This window comes from Mycobacterium sp. WMMD1722 (genome assembly GCF_049315205.1).
Classification (GTDB): domain Bacteria; phylum Actinomycetota; class Actinomycetes; order Mycobacteriales; family Mycobacteriaceae; genus Mycobacterium.
On sequence record NZ_CP186056.1, the window covers coordinates 1,976,186 to 1,993,240 of the forward strand.

Below are 17,055 nucleotides of genomic sequence, written 5' to 3' on the forward strand. Positions count from 1 at the left end.
ACGCCAAGCGATAATGTCATTCTCCTCGATGGAAGACGCATTCTCGCGAGGAGGCGACGTGGCAGGTCGGTGTGCGGGCAGGGTCGCGTTGGTGACCGGGAGCAGCCGGGGGCTCGGCAAGGCGATCGCGATCCGGCTGGCCGAGGAGGGCGCGACGGTCGTCCTGACCGCGCGCACGCTCGATCCCGATCCGAGATACCAAGGTTCACTGCGGCAGACGGCTCAGGAGATCGGCGACGCGGGCGGTTCGGCGATCGCGATCGCCGCTGACCTGTCGGACCCCGGCGACCGTGCGCGGCTGTTCGCCGAAGCCGTCGAGGCCGTCGGTTCCCCCGACATCCTGGTCAACAACGCCGCGGTCACGTTCCTGCGGCCGCTCGACGGGTTCCCCGACAAGCGGGTCCGGCTGATGCTGGAGATGCATCTGCTGGGCCCGTTACACCTGTGCCAGTTGGCCATTCCGGCTATGCGTGAACGTGGTCGCGGGTGGATCCTGAACATCACCTCGGTGGGCGGCGACCTCCCCGACGGCCCGCCGTTCGCGGAATTCGACCGCACGGCCGGGTTCGGCATCTACGGCACGGCGAAGGCCGCACTGAACCGGATGACCAAAAGCCTTGCCGCGGAACTGTACGACGACGGTATCGCGGTGAATGCCGCCGCGCCGACCAACCCGGTCGCCACCCCGGGAGCCGGCACGTTGGATCTGGCGAAGACCGACACCGAGGACATCGGGCTGATCACCGAGACGGCACTGCGGCTGTGCACCGGGGACCCCGCGACACTCACCGGGCGGATTGCCCACACCCAGTCGTTCCTGCAGGAGGCCGGGTGGACCGGTGACCGAACTCGCGCTTGATGAGCTCGCCGCCCGGTTGTCCGGCGTCGGGGTCCGCGAGGTCCGGCCGCTGCGCGGTGGCGCGTCGAGCCTGACCTATGCCGGTGTGCGGGACGGCGATCCGGTGGTGGTCAAGGTGGCGCCGCCCGGGGTCGCGCCGACCGGGCACCGCGACGTGCTGCGCCAGGCGCGCGTGCTGCGGGCACTTGAGCACACCGCAGTGCCGGTGCCGGTGGTGCTGGCCGAGGACACCGGCGCGCCGCCCGCCGTGCCACCGCTGTTCGTGATGTCGTTCCTGCCGGGCGATTCGGTCGAGCCGCTGTTCGACTCCGCCGACGCGGGACCCGAAGATGTTGTCGCGCAGCGCTTCCGGAGTGCGGCGACCACCATGGCCGACCTGCACCGGGTGACGCCGGAGTCGGTCGGCCTGGCCGACGAGCCGACATCGGGGCCGGTGGACGAGATCGCCCGCTGGGAGCGCACCCTCACCACGGTGGACCCCGAGCTGGCGCCGGGGTGGCGGGAGGTGGCCGGGACACTGCGCGCCACGCTGCCCGCCGGCGCGCCTGCGGCGATCGTGCACGGCGACTTCCGGCTGGGCAATCTCCTGGCCGACGGCGGGCGGATCACGGCCGTGATCGACTGGGAGATCTGGTCGGTCGGTGATCCGCGGGTGGACGTCGGCTGGTTCCTGATCAACAGCGATCCGTGCACCTATGACCGGCCGACGCCCCACCGCGGGGCCACCCCGCCGCCCGGCGAACTCGCCGAGGTGTACCGCGCGGCCCGCGGGACAGACGTCGAGGATCTCGACTGGTTCGCCGCACTGGCCTGCTTCAAGTCGACCGCCACGTGGGCCCTGATCGTCAAACACAACCGGCGCCGCCGTACCCCCGACCGCGATATGGAGGCGATGGCCGGCACGCTGCCCCGGCTGTTGGAGCGGGCCCGCGAACTGCTCGACTAGCCGCGGGCGAGATCGGCGACGATCAGGCCGACGGTGAAGTCGAAGCGTTCGTGGTCGGCACCGGAGGTCAATTCCGCCGCATGCCTGCGCGTGTACGGGAAGGTCTCGGCGGGCAGCGCCTCGAGGCGTCGCACGAGTTCTTCGCGGCCGAGCACCCAGTCGTCCTCACCCTTGTCGGCCCGGGAACGGATCAGGGAGATCTCGAGGGTGTAGGCGTTGATGTACAGGGTCAGGGCGTCGATCGCCCACGCCGCCGCGCGGGGCGCCACCCCGCCGGTGAGCAGGATCGCCAGCATGCCCTCGGCCAGCCGCAGCGTGTCGAGGTTGGTCGACGCGACGGCCAGGGCGGCGCGGGAGATGCCGGGGAATTGCAGGTATCGATCGCGCAGCTGCGCACAGACATCGAGGATCTGCGCCTGCCAGCCGGCCGGATCGGGCGCCGGCAGAACGACTTCTGAGCACAACCGACCGATGAGCAGTTCGTCGAGGTCCGCCTTGTTGACCACGTGGGCGTACAGCGACGCCGGTCCGGTGTCCAACTCCGCGGCCACACTGCGCATGGTGAGCGCGTCATAACCCTGGGTGGCGACCACGTCGAGCGCCGCCTCGACGATGCGCTCGACCGTGATCGGCTTCTTCGATGGCGGCGCCGGCACCACGGCGGGGTGCGCATGTCGTGCAGCGCGCCGGGCCTTGGGATCTACACGGGGCACCGGGTCAGCCTACCTTGACACGTACGCCGTTCGTCGAATAAAACGTTGTTCGTGTTTAACGAACGCCGTTCGTCCATGCCGAGCGGCACTGCTCCGCGGAGCGGGATGATCCGGGCATACCTCGTCCTGGTGGTGGTCTTCGTGGCCGATCTGATGGATCTGCTGGACTCCACAATCGCGAACCTGGCCGGTCCCGCCATTCGCGACGACCTGGGCGGGAAGGAATCCACCCTGCAGTGGGTGCTGGCCGCCTATACGGTCACCTTCGCGATCGGCCTGATCACCGGAGGCCGGCTCGGCGACCTGATCGGGCGGCGTCGGCTGCTGTTGCTCGGGATGGCAGGGTTCACCGCGTCCTCACTGGCGTGCGGCGCCGCCCCCGGGGTGGCGTTCCTGATCGCCGCCCGTGCCGCGCAGGGACTCTTCGGATCGTTGATGATCCCGCAGGGGTTCGCGCTGCTCACGGTGGTCTTCCCACCGGAGCGGTTGCGTCGGGCGTTCGTGCCCTTCGGACCGCTGATGGGGCTGGCCGCCGTCGCCGGTCCGATCCTGGCCGGCTGGCTGCTGCACCTCGATCCCTTCGGCATCGGCTGGCGGTCGATCTTCTTGATCAACGTCCCCATCGGGTTCGCCGCCTACCTGTTCGGCCGCCGCGTTCTGCCCCGCCACAGCGGAGAGGACCCCGCCGCCCGGCTCGACCCGACCGGCGTCGGGCTGCTCACCCTCTCCTGCGCCCTGCTCATCGTCCCCCTTGTGGAGGGCCGCGAACTCCATTGGCCCAACTGGTCTTTCGCGATGATGGCGGCCTCAGGCATCTCGCTGACGCTGTTCGTGAGGTCTGAGCGGCGCAGCAGTCATCCGGTCATCGCCCCGTCGCTGTTCACCAAGCGCAGCTTCGTCGTCGGTCTGGTCATCGTGGCGGGCTTCTTCGCCGCGCAGAGCGGCTTTCTGCTGGCCCTCAACCTGCTGCTCCAGCTGGGAATGGGCTGGACACCGCTGCGCTGCGGTCTCGCACTGGTGCCCTGGGCGCTCGGCAGCGCAATCGGTGTGGGCCTGGCGGGCGCGATCCTGGCCGCGCGGGTCGGACGCGCCACCCTGCAGCTGGGGCTGGGCTGTGCGACAGCGGGATCCATCGCGCTGTGCGTCACCGTCGCGCACGGGCAGGAACGACTGGATGTCGCCGCGTTGGCGCCCGCACTGCTCGCCATCGGCTTCGGCACCGGCCTGGTCGGCGTTCCCCTGTTCGAGTACGTGCTCGGCGACGCCACGCCGGCAGAGGCCGGGACGGGATCGGGCATGCTCAACGCCGTTCAGCAGTTCTCGTCCGCCGTCGGAGTGGCCGCCCTGGGCACGGTGTTCTTCACCCGGGTCGACGAGCCGATGGCGACCGGCTACTCGCACGCCGGTGTCGCGGTCGGCGCCGCGTGCGCCGCCCTGTTCGCCTGCACGCTGCTCCTGGTCGGGCTCCTGCCCCGGCAGCCACGGCACTCCCCTGCCTGACCACGAAAGGTCCGCCATGCCCACCCGAGTCGCCCTCATCACCGGTTCCGGCCGCCCGCTGGGAATCGGATTCGCCGTCGCGCAGCAGCTTGCCGAACGCGGCTACCACGTGATCCTCAGCGCTCGGGACCGCGCGCGCGCCGACGGCCTGGCCGAGGAGCTCCGAACGCGCGGTCTGAGCGCGGACGCACTCGCGCTCGACCTCACCGAACGTCAGAGCGTCGTCGATGCCGCCCAACACATCGAGCAGACGTTCGGCCACCTCGACGTCCTGGTCAACAACGCGACGCACGGACCCGACCACACCGTGCTGGCCGCGCTCGACGCCGACCCGGAGGAGGTGCGGGCCGCGTTCGACGTCGACGTCGTCGGATCCTGGCGCCTCACCGCGGCGATGGTGCCGCTGCTGCGCCGGGCTCCGGCCGCCCGCATCGTCAACGTGTCGAGTGTGTCCGCCCAGCAGATCGCATCCGGACTCGACCTCGGCGCACCCCTGCGCGCGCCCGCCTATTCCATGGCCAAGTACAACCTCACCGTCCTGACCGGCATCCTCTCCCGTGAACTCGCCGATGGCCCGATCCTCGTCAACGCCGTCGACCCCGGCGACACCGCGACCCACCCCGAACGCGGCGACGATCACTCACGCCCGGCGGCCGAGAGCGCCCGCGACATCGTCTGGGCCGCGACCCTCGGTCCGGACGGCCCGAACGGGATGCTGTTCCGCGATGGTCAGCCGGTCGTCGAGTTGAGCTAGCGCGGGATCCCGGCCAGCTTGTCGGCGAACTTCTCCTCCGCGGCGGCGCGCAGCCGCAGCAGATGCTCCGACGGGAACACATCGGGTGCGGGCTCGCGATTCTTGAGCAACAACCGGGCCAGGGTCACCTTGTGCACCTCGGTGGGTCCGTCGGCCAGCCCGAGCACGAACGACTCGGTGAGGTACTGCACGAACGGCATCTCGTGGCTGGTGCCCAGCGATCCGTGGATCTGCAGGGCGCGCGCCGACACGTCGTGCAGCACCTTCTGCATCATGGCCTTGACCGCCGAGATGTCGGCGCGCACGGCCTTGTAGTCGTTGTACTGGTCGATCTTCCATGCGGTCTGCAGGGTCAGCAGCCGGAACGCCTCGATCTCCATCCAGGAGTCGGCGACCATCTCCTGCACCATCTGCTTGTCGGCGAGCACGCTGCCCTGGGTGTAGCGCGACACCGCGCGTTCGGTGATCATGTCGAAGATGCGTCGCACCAGTCCGACCGTGCGCATCGCGTGATGGATCCGGCCGCCGCCGAGGCGGGTCTGCGCCACCACGAACGCACCGCCGCGCGGACCGAGCATGTGATCGGCGGGCACCCGCACGTTCTCATACCGCACGTAGCCCTCGCGCCCGCCACCGCCGAGCGGCTGATAGCCCAGTCCGACGTCGCGCAGCACGTTGATCCCCGGGGTGTCACCGGGCACCACGAACATCGAATACCGTTCGTAGGGCGCGGCTTCCGGATCGGTCATCGCCATCACGATGAGGAACGACGCCTTGGAGGCGAACGACGAGTACCACTTCTCGCCGTTGATGACCCAGTGGTCGCCGTCCGGCACCGCGGTGGTCTCGAAGATCTTCGGATCGGCGCCGCCTTGGGGCTCGGTCATCGAGAAGCAGGAGATGATCCGGTTGTCGAGCAACGGTTCCAGATAGCGCTCTTTGAGTTCGGGGGTGCCGTAGTGGGCCAGGATCTCACTGTTGCCGGAATCGGGTGCCTGTGAACCGAAGACGATCGGCGCGCACTCGCTGCGGCCCAGAATCTCGTTGAGCAGCGCCAGCTTCACCTGGCCGAAACCGGGCCCGCCGAGGTGCGGTCCGAGGTGGGTGGCCCACAGGCCGCGCTCCTTGACGATCTGTTGCAGCGGCGGGATCAGCGCCTGGCGCACCGGGTCGTCGAGGTCGTGGGACTCCTTGACGATGTAGTCGATCGGCTCGCACTCCTCGCGGACGAAGGCCTCCACCCACTTGAGCTGCTCCTCCCATTCGGGATCGGTCGAGAAGTCCCAGGCCATGTTTCGCTCCTGTCGTCTAGCGTCCGGACCACGTCGAGCGCCGGTCGGCGGCGTCGTCGGTGGCATGGGTGAGTACCTGGTTACGGTTCTCCAGCTCGAGCGCCGCCTCGAGGTGTGTGGCGTCGGTGTTGACCTGCAGCGCGCGCTTGGTCAGCTCGACGCCCAGTGGCGCGTGGCCGGCGATCCGCGTCGCGAGTTCGAGGGCACGGCTACGGAGTTCGTCGGGCTCGACGACCTGGCTGACCAGTCCACGCCGGTCGGCTTCCTCGGCCGTCACGGTGCGTCCGGTGAGCATCCAGTCGGCGGCGACGCTGGTGCCGACGATCCGCGGCAGGTGGTAGCTCATCCCCATCTCCGCCCCGGACAGCCCGAGCAGGATCGCGGCGTTGCCGAATGTGGCTGTCGCCGAACAGATCCGGACGTCGGCCGCCAGGCACAGGGCGAAACCCGCCCCCACGCACGCACCGTTGACGGCGGCGATCACCGGCTGCGCGAGTTCGCGGATCGCCCGCGGGAGTGCGGCCATCGCCTCCTGAAAGCGCATCCGGTCGATCGCGGGCGCGGTGGCCTCCAGCATGCCGGGGCCGAAGTCCCGCACGTCGATACCGGAGCAGAAGCCACGACCCGCCCCGGTGAGCACCACAGCGCGCACCGACCGGTCCCCCGCCACCGCCGTCACCGTCCGCAGCAGGTCATCGCGCATCGCCTCGTTGATCGCGTTGAGGCGGTCGGGCCGGTTCAGTCGCAGGACGGCGACACCGTCGGTGGCGGTGTCGAGTTCGAGGGTCTCCACCTCAGATCCGCTCGATGATCGTCGCGGTGCCCATGCCCCCGCCGGTGCACATCGTCACCAGCCCGATGGCCAGATCGCGACGCTCGAGTTCGTCGAGCACCGTGCCGATCAGCATGGCGCCGGTGGCGCCGATCGGGTGGCCGAGCGCGATGGCGCCGCCGTTGACGTTCACCCGCTCCGGATCGAGATCGAGATCGCGGATCGTCTTCAGCGGAACCGCGGCGAAGGCCTCGTTGACCTCCCAGAGGTCGATGTCGCCGGTGCGCATGCCCGCTTTGGCCAGGCAGCGTGCCGCGGCCGGGCCCGGCGCGGTCAACATGATGACGGGCTCACTGCCGATCGCCGCGGTCGCGCGGATGCGGGCTCGCGGCGAAAAGCCGTGTGCGCGGGCATATTCCGGTGCCGCGATGACGGCAGCCGCGGCTCCGTCGACCACGCCGGAGGAGTTGCCCGCGTGGTGCACGTGGTCGATGCGCTCTACCTTGGGATACCGATCGAGGCAGATCTCGTCGAAGCTGCGGCCCTCCCCCTCGACTCCCGCGGCACCCATCGCGGCGAACGCCGGGCGCAGTCCGGCGAGCTTCTCGACGGTGGTGCCGGGCCGGGGGTGCTCGTCGTTGTCGAGCAGCGTGGTGCCGTCCGCGTCGGTCACCGCGATGATCGACCGGTCGAACCGGCCCTCGGCGATGGCCTGGGCGGCGCGGCGCTGACTCTCGGCGGCGTACCCGTCGACGTCGGCGCGGCCGAACCCCTCCAGCGAGGCGATTAGGTCGGCCGAGATGCCCTGCGGCACCGTCGGATACCGCTGCCGGAATGCGGGATTGGCACCGTCGATCGTGGGAACGCCCACACCCACGTCCCACCGCGACATGGATTCCACGCCGCCGGCGACCACCAGATCCTGGGCTCCGCTGGCGACGCCGGCCGCCGCGACGGTGACCGCCTGCTGCCCGGAACCGCAGAACCGGTTGAGCGTCATCCCGGGCACCGTCTCCGGCCAGCCCGCCAGCAGCAGCGCGAGCCGGGCGATGTCGTCGCCGTGCTCCCCGGCCAGCAGACCGTTGCCGGCGATCACGTCGTCGACGTCGGCCGGGTCGAAGCCGCCGCGCGCGACGAGCGCACCCAGGCACTGGGCCAGCAGGTCCTGCGGATGCACCCCGTGCAACGCGCCGTCGGCCCTGCCGCGCCCGCGCGGGGTCCGCACCGCGTCGAGGATCCAGGCGTCCGTCATCGGCAGGTCCCTTCGTCACGCGCCGGCGCACTCGGCGAGAACGCGTTCACGTATCGCGAGAAGGCTATTCTCCCGAAACTCTCGGTGCAACAACCGCACGCCCCTAAGCTGGGCGAGTGCCCAGCGTGTCGTCGGCGGTGACCGTTCAGCCCGCCGCGTTTCTGCGCACCACCCTGCCGCTCGACCTGTCGGTCCTGGCCGCCCTCGACAGCGGCCGCTATCACTCGATCTGGCTGCCCGACCACATGGTCAGCTTCTGGCCCGACTCGATCTGGACGCCGGAGTTCACCGATCTGGCCACCGCCTCACCGTCGCCGCACCGCCACCTGGACGGAATGGCCGTGGCCGCGGCAGCCGCGGTCCTGACCGAGCGCACACCGTTGGTCACCAGCGTGGTCGACACGGTGCGCCGCCACCCCGCCTCGCTGGCCCAGAGCGCCCTGACGATCGACCACCTGGCCGGTGGCCGATTCATCCTCGGGCTGGGCAGCGGCGAGAGCGAGAACATCGTGCCCTACGGCTTCGACTTCTCCCGTCCGGTCAGCCGGTTCGAGGAGGCGCTACAGGTGATCAGGCTGCTGTGGGACTCCGACGGACCGGTGGACTTCCAGGGGCGGTTCTACACGCTCGACCACGCGCGCCTGGACACCGAACCCTACGGCGGCAGTCCCCCGCCGATCTGGATCGGCGCCAGCGGCCCCCGCATGCTCGACATCGTCGGCCGACACGCCGACGGCTGGTGGCCGGCCGGCGCGTGGACGCCCGAACACTACGCGGACATGCTCGCCGCCATCCGCACCTCGGCCGAGCGGGCCGGCCGCGACCCGGCCGCGATCACGCCGTGCTTCATCCAGGTCTGCCTGATCGGCGCGGACGAGGCGGCGCTGGCTGACGTCCTCGAAGCACCGCTGGTCAAGGCGTTCCTGCTGCAGGTGTCGGCCGAGACACTGCGCGGGCTCGGCTTCCGCCACCCGATGGGCGAGAACTGGCGCGGCTTCCAGGACATCGACCCGGCGACCCTGACCCGTGAGCGGATCCTGGACTTCCTGAATCGCGTGGAGCCCGAGGCGGTACTGGCGGTGGTCCCGCACGGCACCCCCGAACAGGTCGCCCGCATCGTCAAGACCTACGTCGAGGCCGGTCTGCGGGTGCCCAAGATCATGGACTACGGCGCCATGGCCGGGCTGCGGTTCGCCGCGGCGTCGGCCGCCAACGTGCGCCGGGCCGAAGATGAACTGATCCGTCTGTGTGGAGGCGAACCATGACCGACCTGCTGGACGCCGCCGACCTGCTGGCCCGCGCCGAAGCGGACACCGGGCGCGCCGATTACGGTGACCCGACGCTGCCGGAGCGCTTCCGCCTGGCCGTCGACCACCTCAACGCGCTCGGCATGGATGCCGACGGGCGGCAACGGGCCTCGGAGGTGTGCCGGTGGCTGCTGACGTCGCGACTCGAACTGTTCGCCGATCGCGACCGGTACCCGATCGCCGACGAGGTGATCGAGGCGCCGATGTTCGTCACCGGCGAACCCCGCTCGGGCACCACCCTCATGCACGCCCTGATGTCGGTCGACCCGGATGCCCGGTCGCTGCGGTTCTGGGAGGTGATGTATCCGTCGCCCCCGCCAGGACTGAGTGAACCCGACGATCCACGGCGCGCCCGGGCCGATGCCGACTGGCGGGAGATCAACGCACAGATGCCGAAGTGGCTGCACAGCCACCCCTACAACGACATGCACGGCGACGGGCTGCCCGAGGACGAGCGCACGTGGGCGTTCGACTTCCGGGTGATGACACCGACGGCGTGGTGGCGGGTCCCGATGCAGACGCTCGTCGGAGGGTTACCCACCGACCCGGCCGCCCAGTACCGTCTGCACACGGCGATGCTGCAGCAATTCCAGTACGCGCGCCCCCGTAAGTACTGGGTCCTCAAGGGTTTTCACGGTTTCCGGCTCACCGAACTGTTCGCCGCCTATCCGGATGCCCGCCTGCTGTGGCTGCACCGCGATCCGGTCCAGGTCGCCGCGTCGCGCACGATGATGATGGCCGACATCCTCGACGGCATCGTCGGGCCCATCGATCTGCACGCCGCGGCGAAGATGCACCTGGAACTGACCCGGGCGAGCGTCGCCAACACCATGACCCATCCGATGGTCGACGACCCACGCATCCGCCACGTCCGCTACACCGACTTCGTCGCCGACCCGGTCGAGACGGTCCGGGCGTACTACAGATTCTGCGGGCGCACGCTGACCGCGGCCGCCGACACCGCGATGCGCGACTATCTGGCGAACAACCGCGGCGACCGGTACGGCAAGTTCCGCTACTCGACCTCCCTGCTGACCGACATCGGTGAGAACATCGCAGACCTCAACGAGGAATTCCGGCCGTTCCGTGAGCGCTTCGGCGTACCGATCGAGAAGCGGGACTGAGGAATCGCGATGCACGACCGGCTCTCGGTGCACAGCGTCACCTTTACCGGCGCCCCGCTGAACGAGCTCGACCGCTTCTGGCGCGCGGCGGGACTTAACCGGCTCAGCCTCGTCGACGTCCAGTTGTCCGACCCCGGGCTGGCCCCGCTGATCGCCGCGCGCGGCTACCGCACCCACGCCGTCTGCCATGTCTTCTCGACCAGCGACGAGCTGCTGCGGGTGATCGACGCGGCCGCGGACATCGGCGCGACGATGGTCTACCTGCTGACCGGCGGACGACGTGGACTGAACTGGGAACAGGCCGCCGACCGCTTCTGTGCCGCCGTGGCGCCCGGGGTGGCCGCGGCCGGGAACGCCGGCATCTGCCTGGCCGTCGAGAATGCGTCCAGCCTCTACGCCGACATCCATTTCGCCCACTCGCTGCGCGACACCATCACCCTGGCTGAACTGGCGGGCCTGGACATCTGCATCGACCTGTTTCACTGCTGGGCCGAGGCCGGCCTCGACGCACTCGTCGACCGCGCGCTGCCCCGCACCCGGTTGATCCAGCTCAGCGACTACGTACTCGGCGATCGGTGGCTGCCGGCCCGGGCCGTGCCCGGCGACGGCGCCGTCCCCATCGAACCGTTCCTCGCGCGCGTGCTCGCCGCCGGCTACCCGCACGGCTTCGACCTGGAATTGATCGGCCCCCGCATCGAATCCGAGGGTCGCGTCGAGGCCGCCCATCGGGCGTGCCGAACGGTCGCCGCGATGCTCGATCGGCTGGAGAGCATCCATGGCGTTCGGTGACGGCGCCGACGACGCCGCGCTGGCCGCAGCGTGGGAGGTGTTCTGCGACCGCCTCAAAGCCGCGGGCGCCCAGGTGTTCAAGGACCACAACAGCACCTCGGGACTCCAGCGGGCCGACGGGTTCCGTTTCCTCACCCAGAACCTCGGACAGGCCTTCGATCTCGCGCTCGAAACCGCCGACACCCGCTATCCGATCGTGCATCCCTTCTGCACGCCGCTGCGCAAGTTGGGCGGTGACTGCGCCGACTTCACCTATCACCAAGCCTGGATCGACGGCCGGCACCACTACCGCATCGCCGGCAACCGTGGCAGCGCACCGTTTTTCAACGTCACGGTGCAAGGTCCGCGGCGATCCGGTCCCGGGGTGCTGCACGAACCGTTCGGCGATGTTCCGGAGGCCAACCTGTTCGGCCACCAGCTCAACACCGGAATCGCCGGGGACTTCGAGCTCCACATCGGCGGACCGCCCCGCGACGGGAACTGGTTGCCGACCACCGCGGGTTCCCGAAAGCTGTTCATCCGGCAAGGTTTCGACCGCTGGGACGAACAGCCCGCCGAACTGCACATCGAACGCATCGACATGGACTCCCCGCGCCCGGTTCCGACCGCCGCGGACATCCTCGCTGCGGTCGACTGGGCCGGCGACTTCGTCACCGGTCTGATGGCCGACTGGCCGGAATTCCCGTTCGCCCACGGCGGTGTCGACGCCGCACACCCCAACAGCTTTCCGGCCGCCGACGCCACCGACGGCGACGACAAACGCGGTCGCTCCGCGGCGAACATGTACTGGGAACTGGGCCCCGACAACGCGCTCATCATCGAGTTCGACGCCCATGCGGGACTGTGGATGCTCACCAACATGGGCGCCTTCTTCACCAGCATGGACTACCTGTACCGGCCCGTCAGCTACACCCCGGCGCGGACCCGTGTCGACGGCGACGGCCGGATCCGGATCGTGCTCGCCCACGACGATCCGGGTTACCACAACTGGCTGGACACCCAGGGCTTCACGCGCGGCAACGTCACCTACCGCCACATGCTCGACGGGCATCCGGTGCCGTTGAGCACCACCGTGGTCCGCCGGTCCGAGCTCGCGTCGGCGCTGCCGCCGGACACCACGACCGTCACCCCCGAACAGCGCACGGCCCAGCTGTGGGACCGCTTCACCGGGATCCGCCGGCGTCACCGGCTGTAGGTCAGCCGCAGGCGGCCAGACGCTGCCAGATGGTCCTAGCCGCAAGCGGCCAGGACGAGTTCCCGCACGCGCGCGGCGTCGGCCTGCCCCTTGGTGGCCTTCATCACCGCACCGACGATCGCACCCGCGGCCTGCACCTTGCCGCCGCGGATCTTCTCCACGATGCCGGGATTGGCCGCCAGTGCCTCGTCGACGGCAGCCTGCAGCGCGGAATCGTCGCGCACCACCTCCAGGCCGCGGGCCTTCATGACCTCGTCGGGTTCACCTTCACCGGCCAGCACGCCCTCGACCACCTGGCGGGCCAGCTTGTTCGACAGCTTGCCGTCGTCGACGAGCCTGATGACCGCGGCCACCTGCGCCGGCGTGATGGGCAATTCGGACACCGTCCGCCCGACTTCGTTGGCCTTCTGCACCAGGAAGTTGCCCCACCACGCGCGGGCCGACTCGCTGGCGGCGCCGTGATCGACGGTCGCGGTCACCAGGTCGATCACACCGTTGTTCACCAGATCGCGCATCACCTCGTCGGAGATGCCCCAGTCCTGCTGAATCCGATTGCGGCGCAACCACGGCAGCTCGGGCAACGTCTGACGCAGACGTTCGACGAGCTCGGCCTCGGGGGCGACCGGTTCGAGGTCGGGCTCCGGGAAGTACCGGTAATCCTCCGCGGTCTCCTTACTGCGACCCGGCGAGGTGTAACCGTCCTCGTGGAAGTGGCGCGTCTCCTGATGCACCCGGCCACCGGAGGTGAGGACCGCCGCCTGGCGGCGCATCTCGTAGCGGACCGCGACCTCGACGCTCTTGAGCGAGTTCACGTTCTTGGTCTCGGTTCGGGTACCGAACTCGTTCTGGCCCTTCGGCTTCAGGGACAGGTTGACGTCACAGCGCATCGAACCCTGGTCCATCCGGACGTCGGACACATCGAGGGCGCGCAACAGATCCCGCAGGGCGGTCGTGTACGCGCGGGCGATCTCGGGGGCGCGTGCGCCGGTGCCCTCGATCGGCCGGGTGACGATCTCGATCAGCGGCACGCCGGCCCGGTTGTAGTCCGCCAGCGACGTTGTCGCCCCCGCGATACGGCCGGTGTCGCTGCCCAGGTGGGTCAACTTGCCGGTGTCCTCCTCCATGTGCGCGCGCTCGATCTCGACCCGCCACGTCGAGCCGTCGTCCAGCGGTACGTCGAGGTAGCCGTCGATCGCGATCGGTTCGTCGTACTGCGAGATCTGATAGTTCTTCGGCTGGTCCGGATAGAAGTAGTTCTTGCGGGCGAACCGGCCCCACGGGGCGATATCGCAGTTCAGCGCCAGCCCGATGCGGATCGCCGACTCGACGGCGGCCTGGTTGAGCACCGGCAGCGACCCGGGCAGACCGAGGCACACCGGGCACACCTGGGTGTTCGGTTCGGCGCCGAAGCGGTTGGCGCACCCGCAGAACATCTTGGTCTGCGTCGAGAGCTCGACGTGGACCTCCAGCCCCATGACGGGATCGAAACGGTCGACGACCTCGTCGTAGTCGAGCAGCTCGGCGGTGGCGACAGACATGCCGCCAGTCTAGTTGGTCGCCTTTCCCGCCGAGCAGACGCAAAAAGCCCGCGACACGCCGTGAACCGGGTGCGTTTCTGTCTGCTCGCGGGAGAAGCTCAGCCGAAGAATTCCGCGGCGTCGTCGTAGCGGCTCTGCGGCACCAGCTTGAGCTGACGCGTCGCATCGGCCAACGACACCCGGCCGATCTCCTGGCCGCGCAGCGACACCATCATCCCGTATTCGCCGGCGTGCGCCGCGTCGGCGGCATTGACCCCGAACCGGGTCGCCAGCACCCGGTCGTACGGGGTCGGCGTGCCGCCGCGCTGGACATGGCCGAGCACGGTCACCCGCACATCGCGGCGCACCCGCTTCTCCACCTCGACCGCCAACTGCTGGGCCACCCCGGTGAACTTCTCGTGTCCGAATTCGTCGAGACCACCCTGACGCAACTGCATCGTGCCTTCAGCCGGTTTGGCGCCCTCGGCCACCACGCAGATGAAGTGTGAATCCCCCCGCACGAACCGGCTCTTGATCAAGCGGCACACCTCTTCGACGTCGAAGGGTTGCTCGGGAATCAGCGTCATATGCGCTCCGGAGGCCAGACCGGCGTTCAGCGCGATCCACCCGGCGTGACGGCCCATGACCTCGACGAGCATCACCCGCTGATGCGATTCGGCGGTGGAGTGCAGCCGGTCGATCGCCTCACTGGCCACCCCGAGCGCGGTGTCGTGCCCGAACGTCACATCGGTGCAGTCGATGTCGTTGTCGATGGTCTTCGGCACCCCGACCACCGGCACGTTCTCCTCACTCAACCAGTGCGCCGCGGTCAGCGTGCCCTCACCGCCGATCGGGATCAGCACGTCGATGCCGTTGTCGTCGAGCACCTGCTTGATCTGGTCGAGTCCGGCGCGCAGCTTGTCCGGATGCACCCGCGCGGTGCCCAGCATCGTGCCGCCCTTGGCCAGCAACCGATCGTTGCGGTCATCGTTGCGCAACTGGATACGCCGGTTCTCCAGCAGACCGCGCCACCCGTCCTGGAATCCGACCACCGAGGATCCGTAGCGGACATCGCAAGTGCGGACCACCGCCCGGATGACGGCGTTCAGGCCGGGACAGTCACCACCGCCGGTGAGAACTCCAATGCGCATGGTTGCCATCCTCCCCTGTCACAGCGCCGTTGGCAGCGGTCCTCGCGCCAACTCGTAGGCCGCACCCACCCGGTAGAGCCGATCGTCGGCCAGCGCCGGTGCCATGATCTGCAGCCCGACCGGCAGATTGTCGTCCGGCGACAGTCCCGACGGCACCGACATACCGCAGTGGCCGGCGAGGTTCAGGGGCAGCGTGCACAGGTCGAACAGGTACATCGCCAGCGGATCGTCGACCTTCTCGCCGAGGCGGAACGCCGTGGTCGGCGTCGTCGGCGAGACCAGCACATCGACCTTCTCGTAGGCCGCCTCGAGGTCGCGGGCGATCAACGTGCGCACCTTCTGCGCCTGGTTGTAGTAGGCGTCGTAGTAGCCCGCCGACAGCGCATACGTGCCGATCATGATGCGGCGCTTGACCTCCGGACCGAACCCGGCCGCGCGGGTCAGCGCCATCACCTCTTCGGCGCTGTGGGTGCCGTCGTCGCCGACGCGCAGTCCGAAGCGCATCGCGTCGAACCGCGCGAGGTTCGACGACACCTCCGAGGGCAGGATCAGGTAGTACGCGGCCAGCGAGTGGTCGAAATTCGGGCAGTCGACCTCGGTGACCTCGGCGCCCAGTGCGGTCAGCTGGTCGACCGCGGCGGTGAACGACGACAGCACGCCGGCCTGGTATCCCTCACCGCGCAGCTGTTTGACCACGCCGATCTTCACCCCGCGCAGATCACCCTGCGCGCCGGCGCGCGCCGCGGCGACGATGTCGGGCACCTGCGCGGCCACCGACGTCGAATCCTTGGGGTCGTGGCCCGCGATGACCTCGTGCAGCAGCGCGGTGTCGAGCACCGTACGGGCGCACGGCCCGCCCTGGTCCAGCGACGAGGCGCACGCCACCAGCCCATACCGCGACACCGTGCCGTAGGTCGGCTTGACCCCCACCGTCGCGGTGAGCGCCGCCGGCTGACGGATCGAGCCGCCGGTATCGGTGCCGATCGCCAGCGGCGCCTGGAAGGCGGCCAGCGCCGCGGCGCTGCCGCCGCCCGAGCCACCGGGCACCCGGTCGGTGTCCCAGGGGTTGCGGGTCGGGCCGAAGGCCGAGTTCTCGGTCGAGCTGCCCATCGCGAACTCGTCCATGTTCGTCTTGCCGAGGATCGGGATACCCGCCGCCCGCAGCCGCAGGGTGACCGTCGCGTCGTACGGCGAGCGCCATCCCTCGAGGATCTTCGAACCGCAGGTCGTCGGCGAGTCCGTGGTGGTGAACACGTCCTTGAGCGCGACCGGGACACCGGCCAGCGGGGACGGCAGCTGCTCTCCGGCAGCGATGGCGGCGTCGACGCGGGCGGCTTCGGCCAGCGCCCCGTCCCCCGCGACGTGCAGGAACGCGTGGTAGCGGTCGTCGGTGGCGGCGATCTGGTCCAGACAGGCCTGGGTCAACTCGACCGAGGAGATCTGCTTGGCTGCGATGCGGCCGGCCAGTGTGGCGGCGTCCTCGCGAATCAGCTGGTTGCTCATTCCGCCTCCCCCAGAATCCGCGGGACCGCGAAACGGCCGTCCGCGGCGTTGGGCGCCGCGTCGAGCGCTTGGCCCTGCGTCAGGCACGGTTCGACGGTGTCCGGACGGGTGACATTGACCAGACCCGGCTCCCCGGGTCGCTCCGCTCCTGCCCGCCGTCCGGACAGCGGGTTGTCGGTGGCCTCCACGCCGGTGACGTCCACGGCCTGGATCGCTCCGACATGGTCGAGGATGGCGTCGAGCTGACCGGCGAAGCTGTCGAGTTCACTGTCGGTCAGCGCCAGCCGGGCCAGGCGCGCGAGGTGGGCCACCTCGTCTCGGGAGATCTGCGACACGACCACGCAGCCTAGTCCCTGTGCTCGAGTCGCTTCTGCGCCGAGG

16 protein-coding genes are annotated in these 17,055 nt (G+C 69.6%); 8 read left to right on the forward strand and 8 right to left on the reverse strand.

Annotated elements, in window-relative coordinates:
* Positions 1-28: 28 nt before the first annotated feature.
* Positions 29-859 carry an SDR family NAD(P)-dependent oxidoreductase gene (locus tag ACN27E_RS09345; protein WP_422748462.1) on the forward strand — a complete coding sequence of 277 codons (831 nt, stop codon included), beginning with the start codon at positions 29-31 and terminating at the stop codon, positions 857-859.
* On the forward strand, positions 840-1,805 hold the full coding sequence (locus ACN27E_RS09350; protein ID WP_422748464.1) for a phosphotransferase family protein: 966 nt from the start codon (positions 840-842) through the stop codon (positions 1,803-1,805). Before ACN27E_RS09345 ends, ACN27E_RS09350 begins: the two co-directional genes overlap by 20 nt.
* Here the strand turns inward: ACN27E_RS09350 and ACN27E_RS09355 are convergent.
* Positions 1,802-2,518, reverse strand: a complete 717-nt coding sequence (locus tag ACN27E_RS09355; RefSeq protein ID WP_422748466.1) for a TetR/AcrR family transcriptional regulator — start codon at positions 2,516-2,518, stop codon at positions 1,802-1,804. The genes ACN27E_RS09350 and ACN27E_RS09355 overlap by 4 nt on opposite strands.
* 105 nt (positions 2,519-2,623) lie before the next feature.
* Here ACN27E_RS09355 and ACN27E_RS09360 point away from each other — a divergent pair, with 105 nt between their 5' ends.
* Entirely contained in the window at positions 2,624-4,018 is a 1,395-nt protein-coding gene (locus ACN27E_RS09360) for an MFS transporter (protein WP_422748467.1), read from the forward strand.
* Between the two features lie 16 nt (positions 4,019-4,034).
* Positions 4,035-4,772, forward strand: a complete 738-nt coding sequence (locus tag ACN27E_RS09365; protein WP_422748469.1) for an SDR family NAD(P)-dependent oxidoreductase — start codon at positions 4,035-4,037, stop codon at positions 4,770-4,772.
* On the opposite strand, the gene ACN27E_RS09370 is transcribed toward ACN27E_RS09365, so the two are convergent.
* The 3 genes from ACN27E_RS09370 to ACN27E_RS09380 are packed head-to-tail and all read right to left on the reverse strand — an operon-like array spanning position 4,769 to position 8,088.
* Entirely contained in the window at positions 4,769-6,064 is a 1,296-nt protein-coding gene (locus ACN27E_RS09370) for an acyl-CoA dehydrogenase family protein (protein ID WP_422748471.1), read from the reverse strand. The genes ACN27E_RS09365 and ACN27E_RS09370 overlap by 4 nt on opposite strands.
* A 16-nt stretch (positions 6,065-6,080) precedes the next feature.
* Entirely contained in the window at positions 6,081-6,857 is a 777-nt protein-coding gene (locus ACN27E_RS09375) for an enoyl-CoA hydratase/isomerase family protein (RefSeq protein WP_422748473.1), read from the reverse strand.
* A gap of 1 nt (position 6,858) precedes the next feature.
* On the reverse strand, positions 6,859-8,088 hold the full coding sequence (locus tag ACN27E_RS09380) for an acetyl-CoA C-acetyltransferase (protein WP_422748475.1): 1,230 nt from the start codon (positions 8,086-8,088) through the stop codon (positions 6,859-6,861).
* Positions 8,089-8,225: 137 nt separating this feature from the next.
* Here ACN27E_RS09380 and ACN27E_RS09385 point away from each other — a divergent pair, with 137 nt between their 5' ends.
* The 4 genes from ACN27E_RS09385 to ACN27E_RS09400 are packed head-to-tail and all read left to right on the forward strand — an operon-like array spanning position 8,226 to position 12,503.
* Positions 8,226-9,353, forward strand: a complete 1,128-nt coding sequence (locus tag ACN27E_RS09385) for an LLM class flavin-dependent oxidoreductase (protein ID WP_422749747.1) — start codon at positions 8,226-8,228, stop codon at positions 9,351-9,353.
* Positions 9,350-10,519 (forward strand): sulfotransferase family protein, encoded by a 1,170-nt coding sequence (locus tag ACN27E_RS09390; protein ID WP_422748477.1) that lies wholly within the window; start codon positions 9,350-9,352, stop codon positions 10,517-10,519. Before ACN27E_RS09385 ends, ACN27E_RS09390 begins: the two co-directional genes overlap by 4 nt.
* A gap of 9 nt (positions 10,520-10,528) precedes the next feature.
* Positions 10,529-11,308, forward strand: coding sequence for a sugar phosphate isomerase/epimerase family protein (locus ACN27E_RS09395; RefSeq protein ID WP_422748478.1), 780 nt, complete (start codon positions 10,529-10,531; stop codon positions 11,306-11,308).
* Entirely contained in the window at positions 11,295-12,503 is a 1,209-nt protein-coding gene (locus ACN27E_RS09400) for a hypothetical protein (protein WP_422748480.1), read from the forward strand. Before ACN27E_RS09395 ends, ACN27E_RS09400 begins: the two co-directional genes overlap by 14 nt.
* A gap of 35 nt (positions 12,504-12,538) precedes the next feature.
* Here the strand turns inward: ACN27E_RS09400 and gatB are convergent, their stop codons facing one another.
* From gatB to gatC, 4 genes are all read right to left on the reverse strand, one after another.
* Positions 12,539-14,041 carry an Asp-tRNA(Asn)/Glu-tRNA(Gln) amidotransferase subunit GatB gene (gatB, locus tag ACN27E_RS09405; RefSeq protein ID WP_422748482.1) on the reverse strand — a complete coding sequence of 501 codons (1,503 nt, stop codon included), beginning with the start codon at positions 14,039-14,041 and terminating at the stop codon, positions 12,539-12,541.
* A 98-nt stretch (positions 14,042-14,139) separates the two neighbouring features.
* Entirely contained in the window at positions 14,140-15,171 is a 1,032-nt protein-coding gene (locus tag ACN27E_RS09410) for an ATP-dependent 6-phosphofructokinase (protein WP_422748485.1), read from the reverse strand.
* Positions 15,172-15,189: 18 nt separating this feature from the next.
* Positions 15,190-16,674: an Asp-tRNA(Asn)/Glu-tRNA(Gln) amidotransferase subunit GatA gene (gatA, locus tag ACN27E_RS09415; RefSeq protein WP_422748487.1), complete on the reverse strand. Its 1,485-nt coding sequence runs from the start codon at positions 16,672-16,674 to the stop codon at positions 15,190-15,192.
* Positions 16,671-17,009: an Asp-tRNA(Asn)/Glu-tRNA(Gln) amidotransferase subunit GatC gene (gatC, locus tag ACN27E_RS09420; protein ID WP_422748489.1), complete on the reverse strand. Its 339-nt coding sequence runs from the start codon at positions 17,007-17,009 to the stop codon at positions 16,671-16,673. The genes gatA and gatC overlap by 4 nt, the downstream gene beginning before the upstream one ends.
* Between the last annotated feature and the right edge of the window lie 46 nt (positions 17,010-17,055).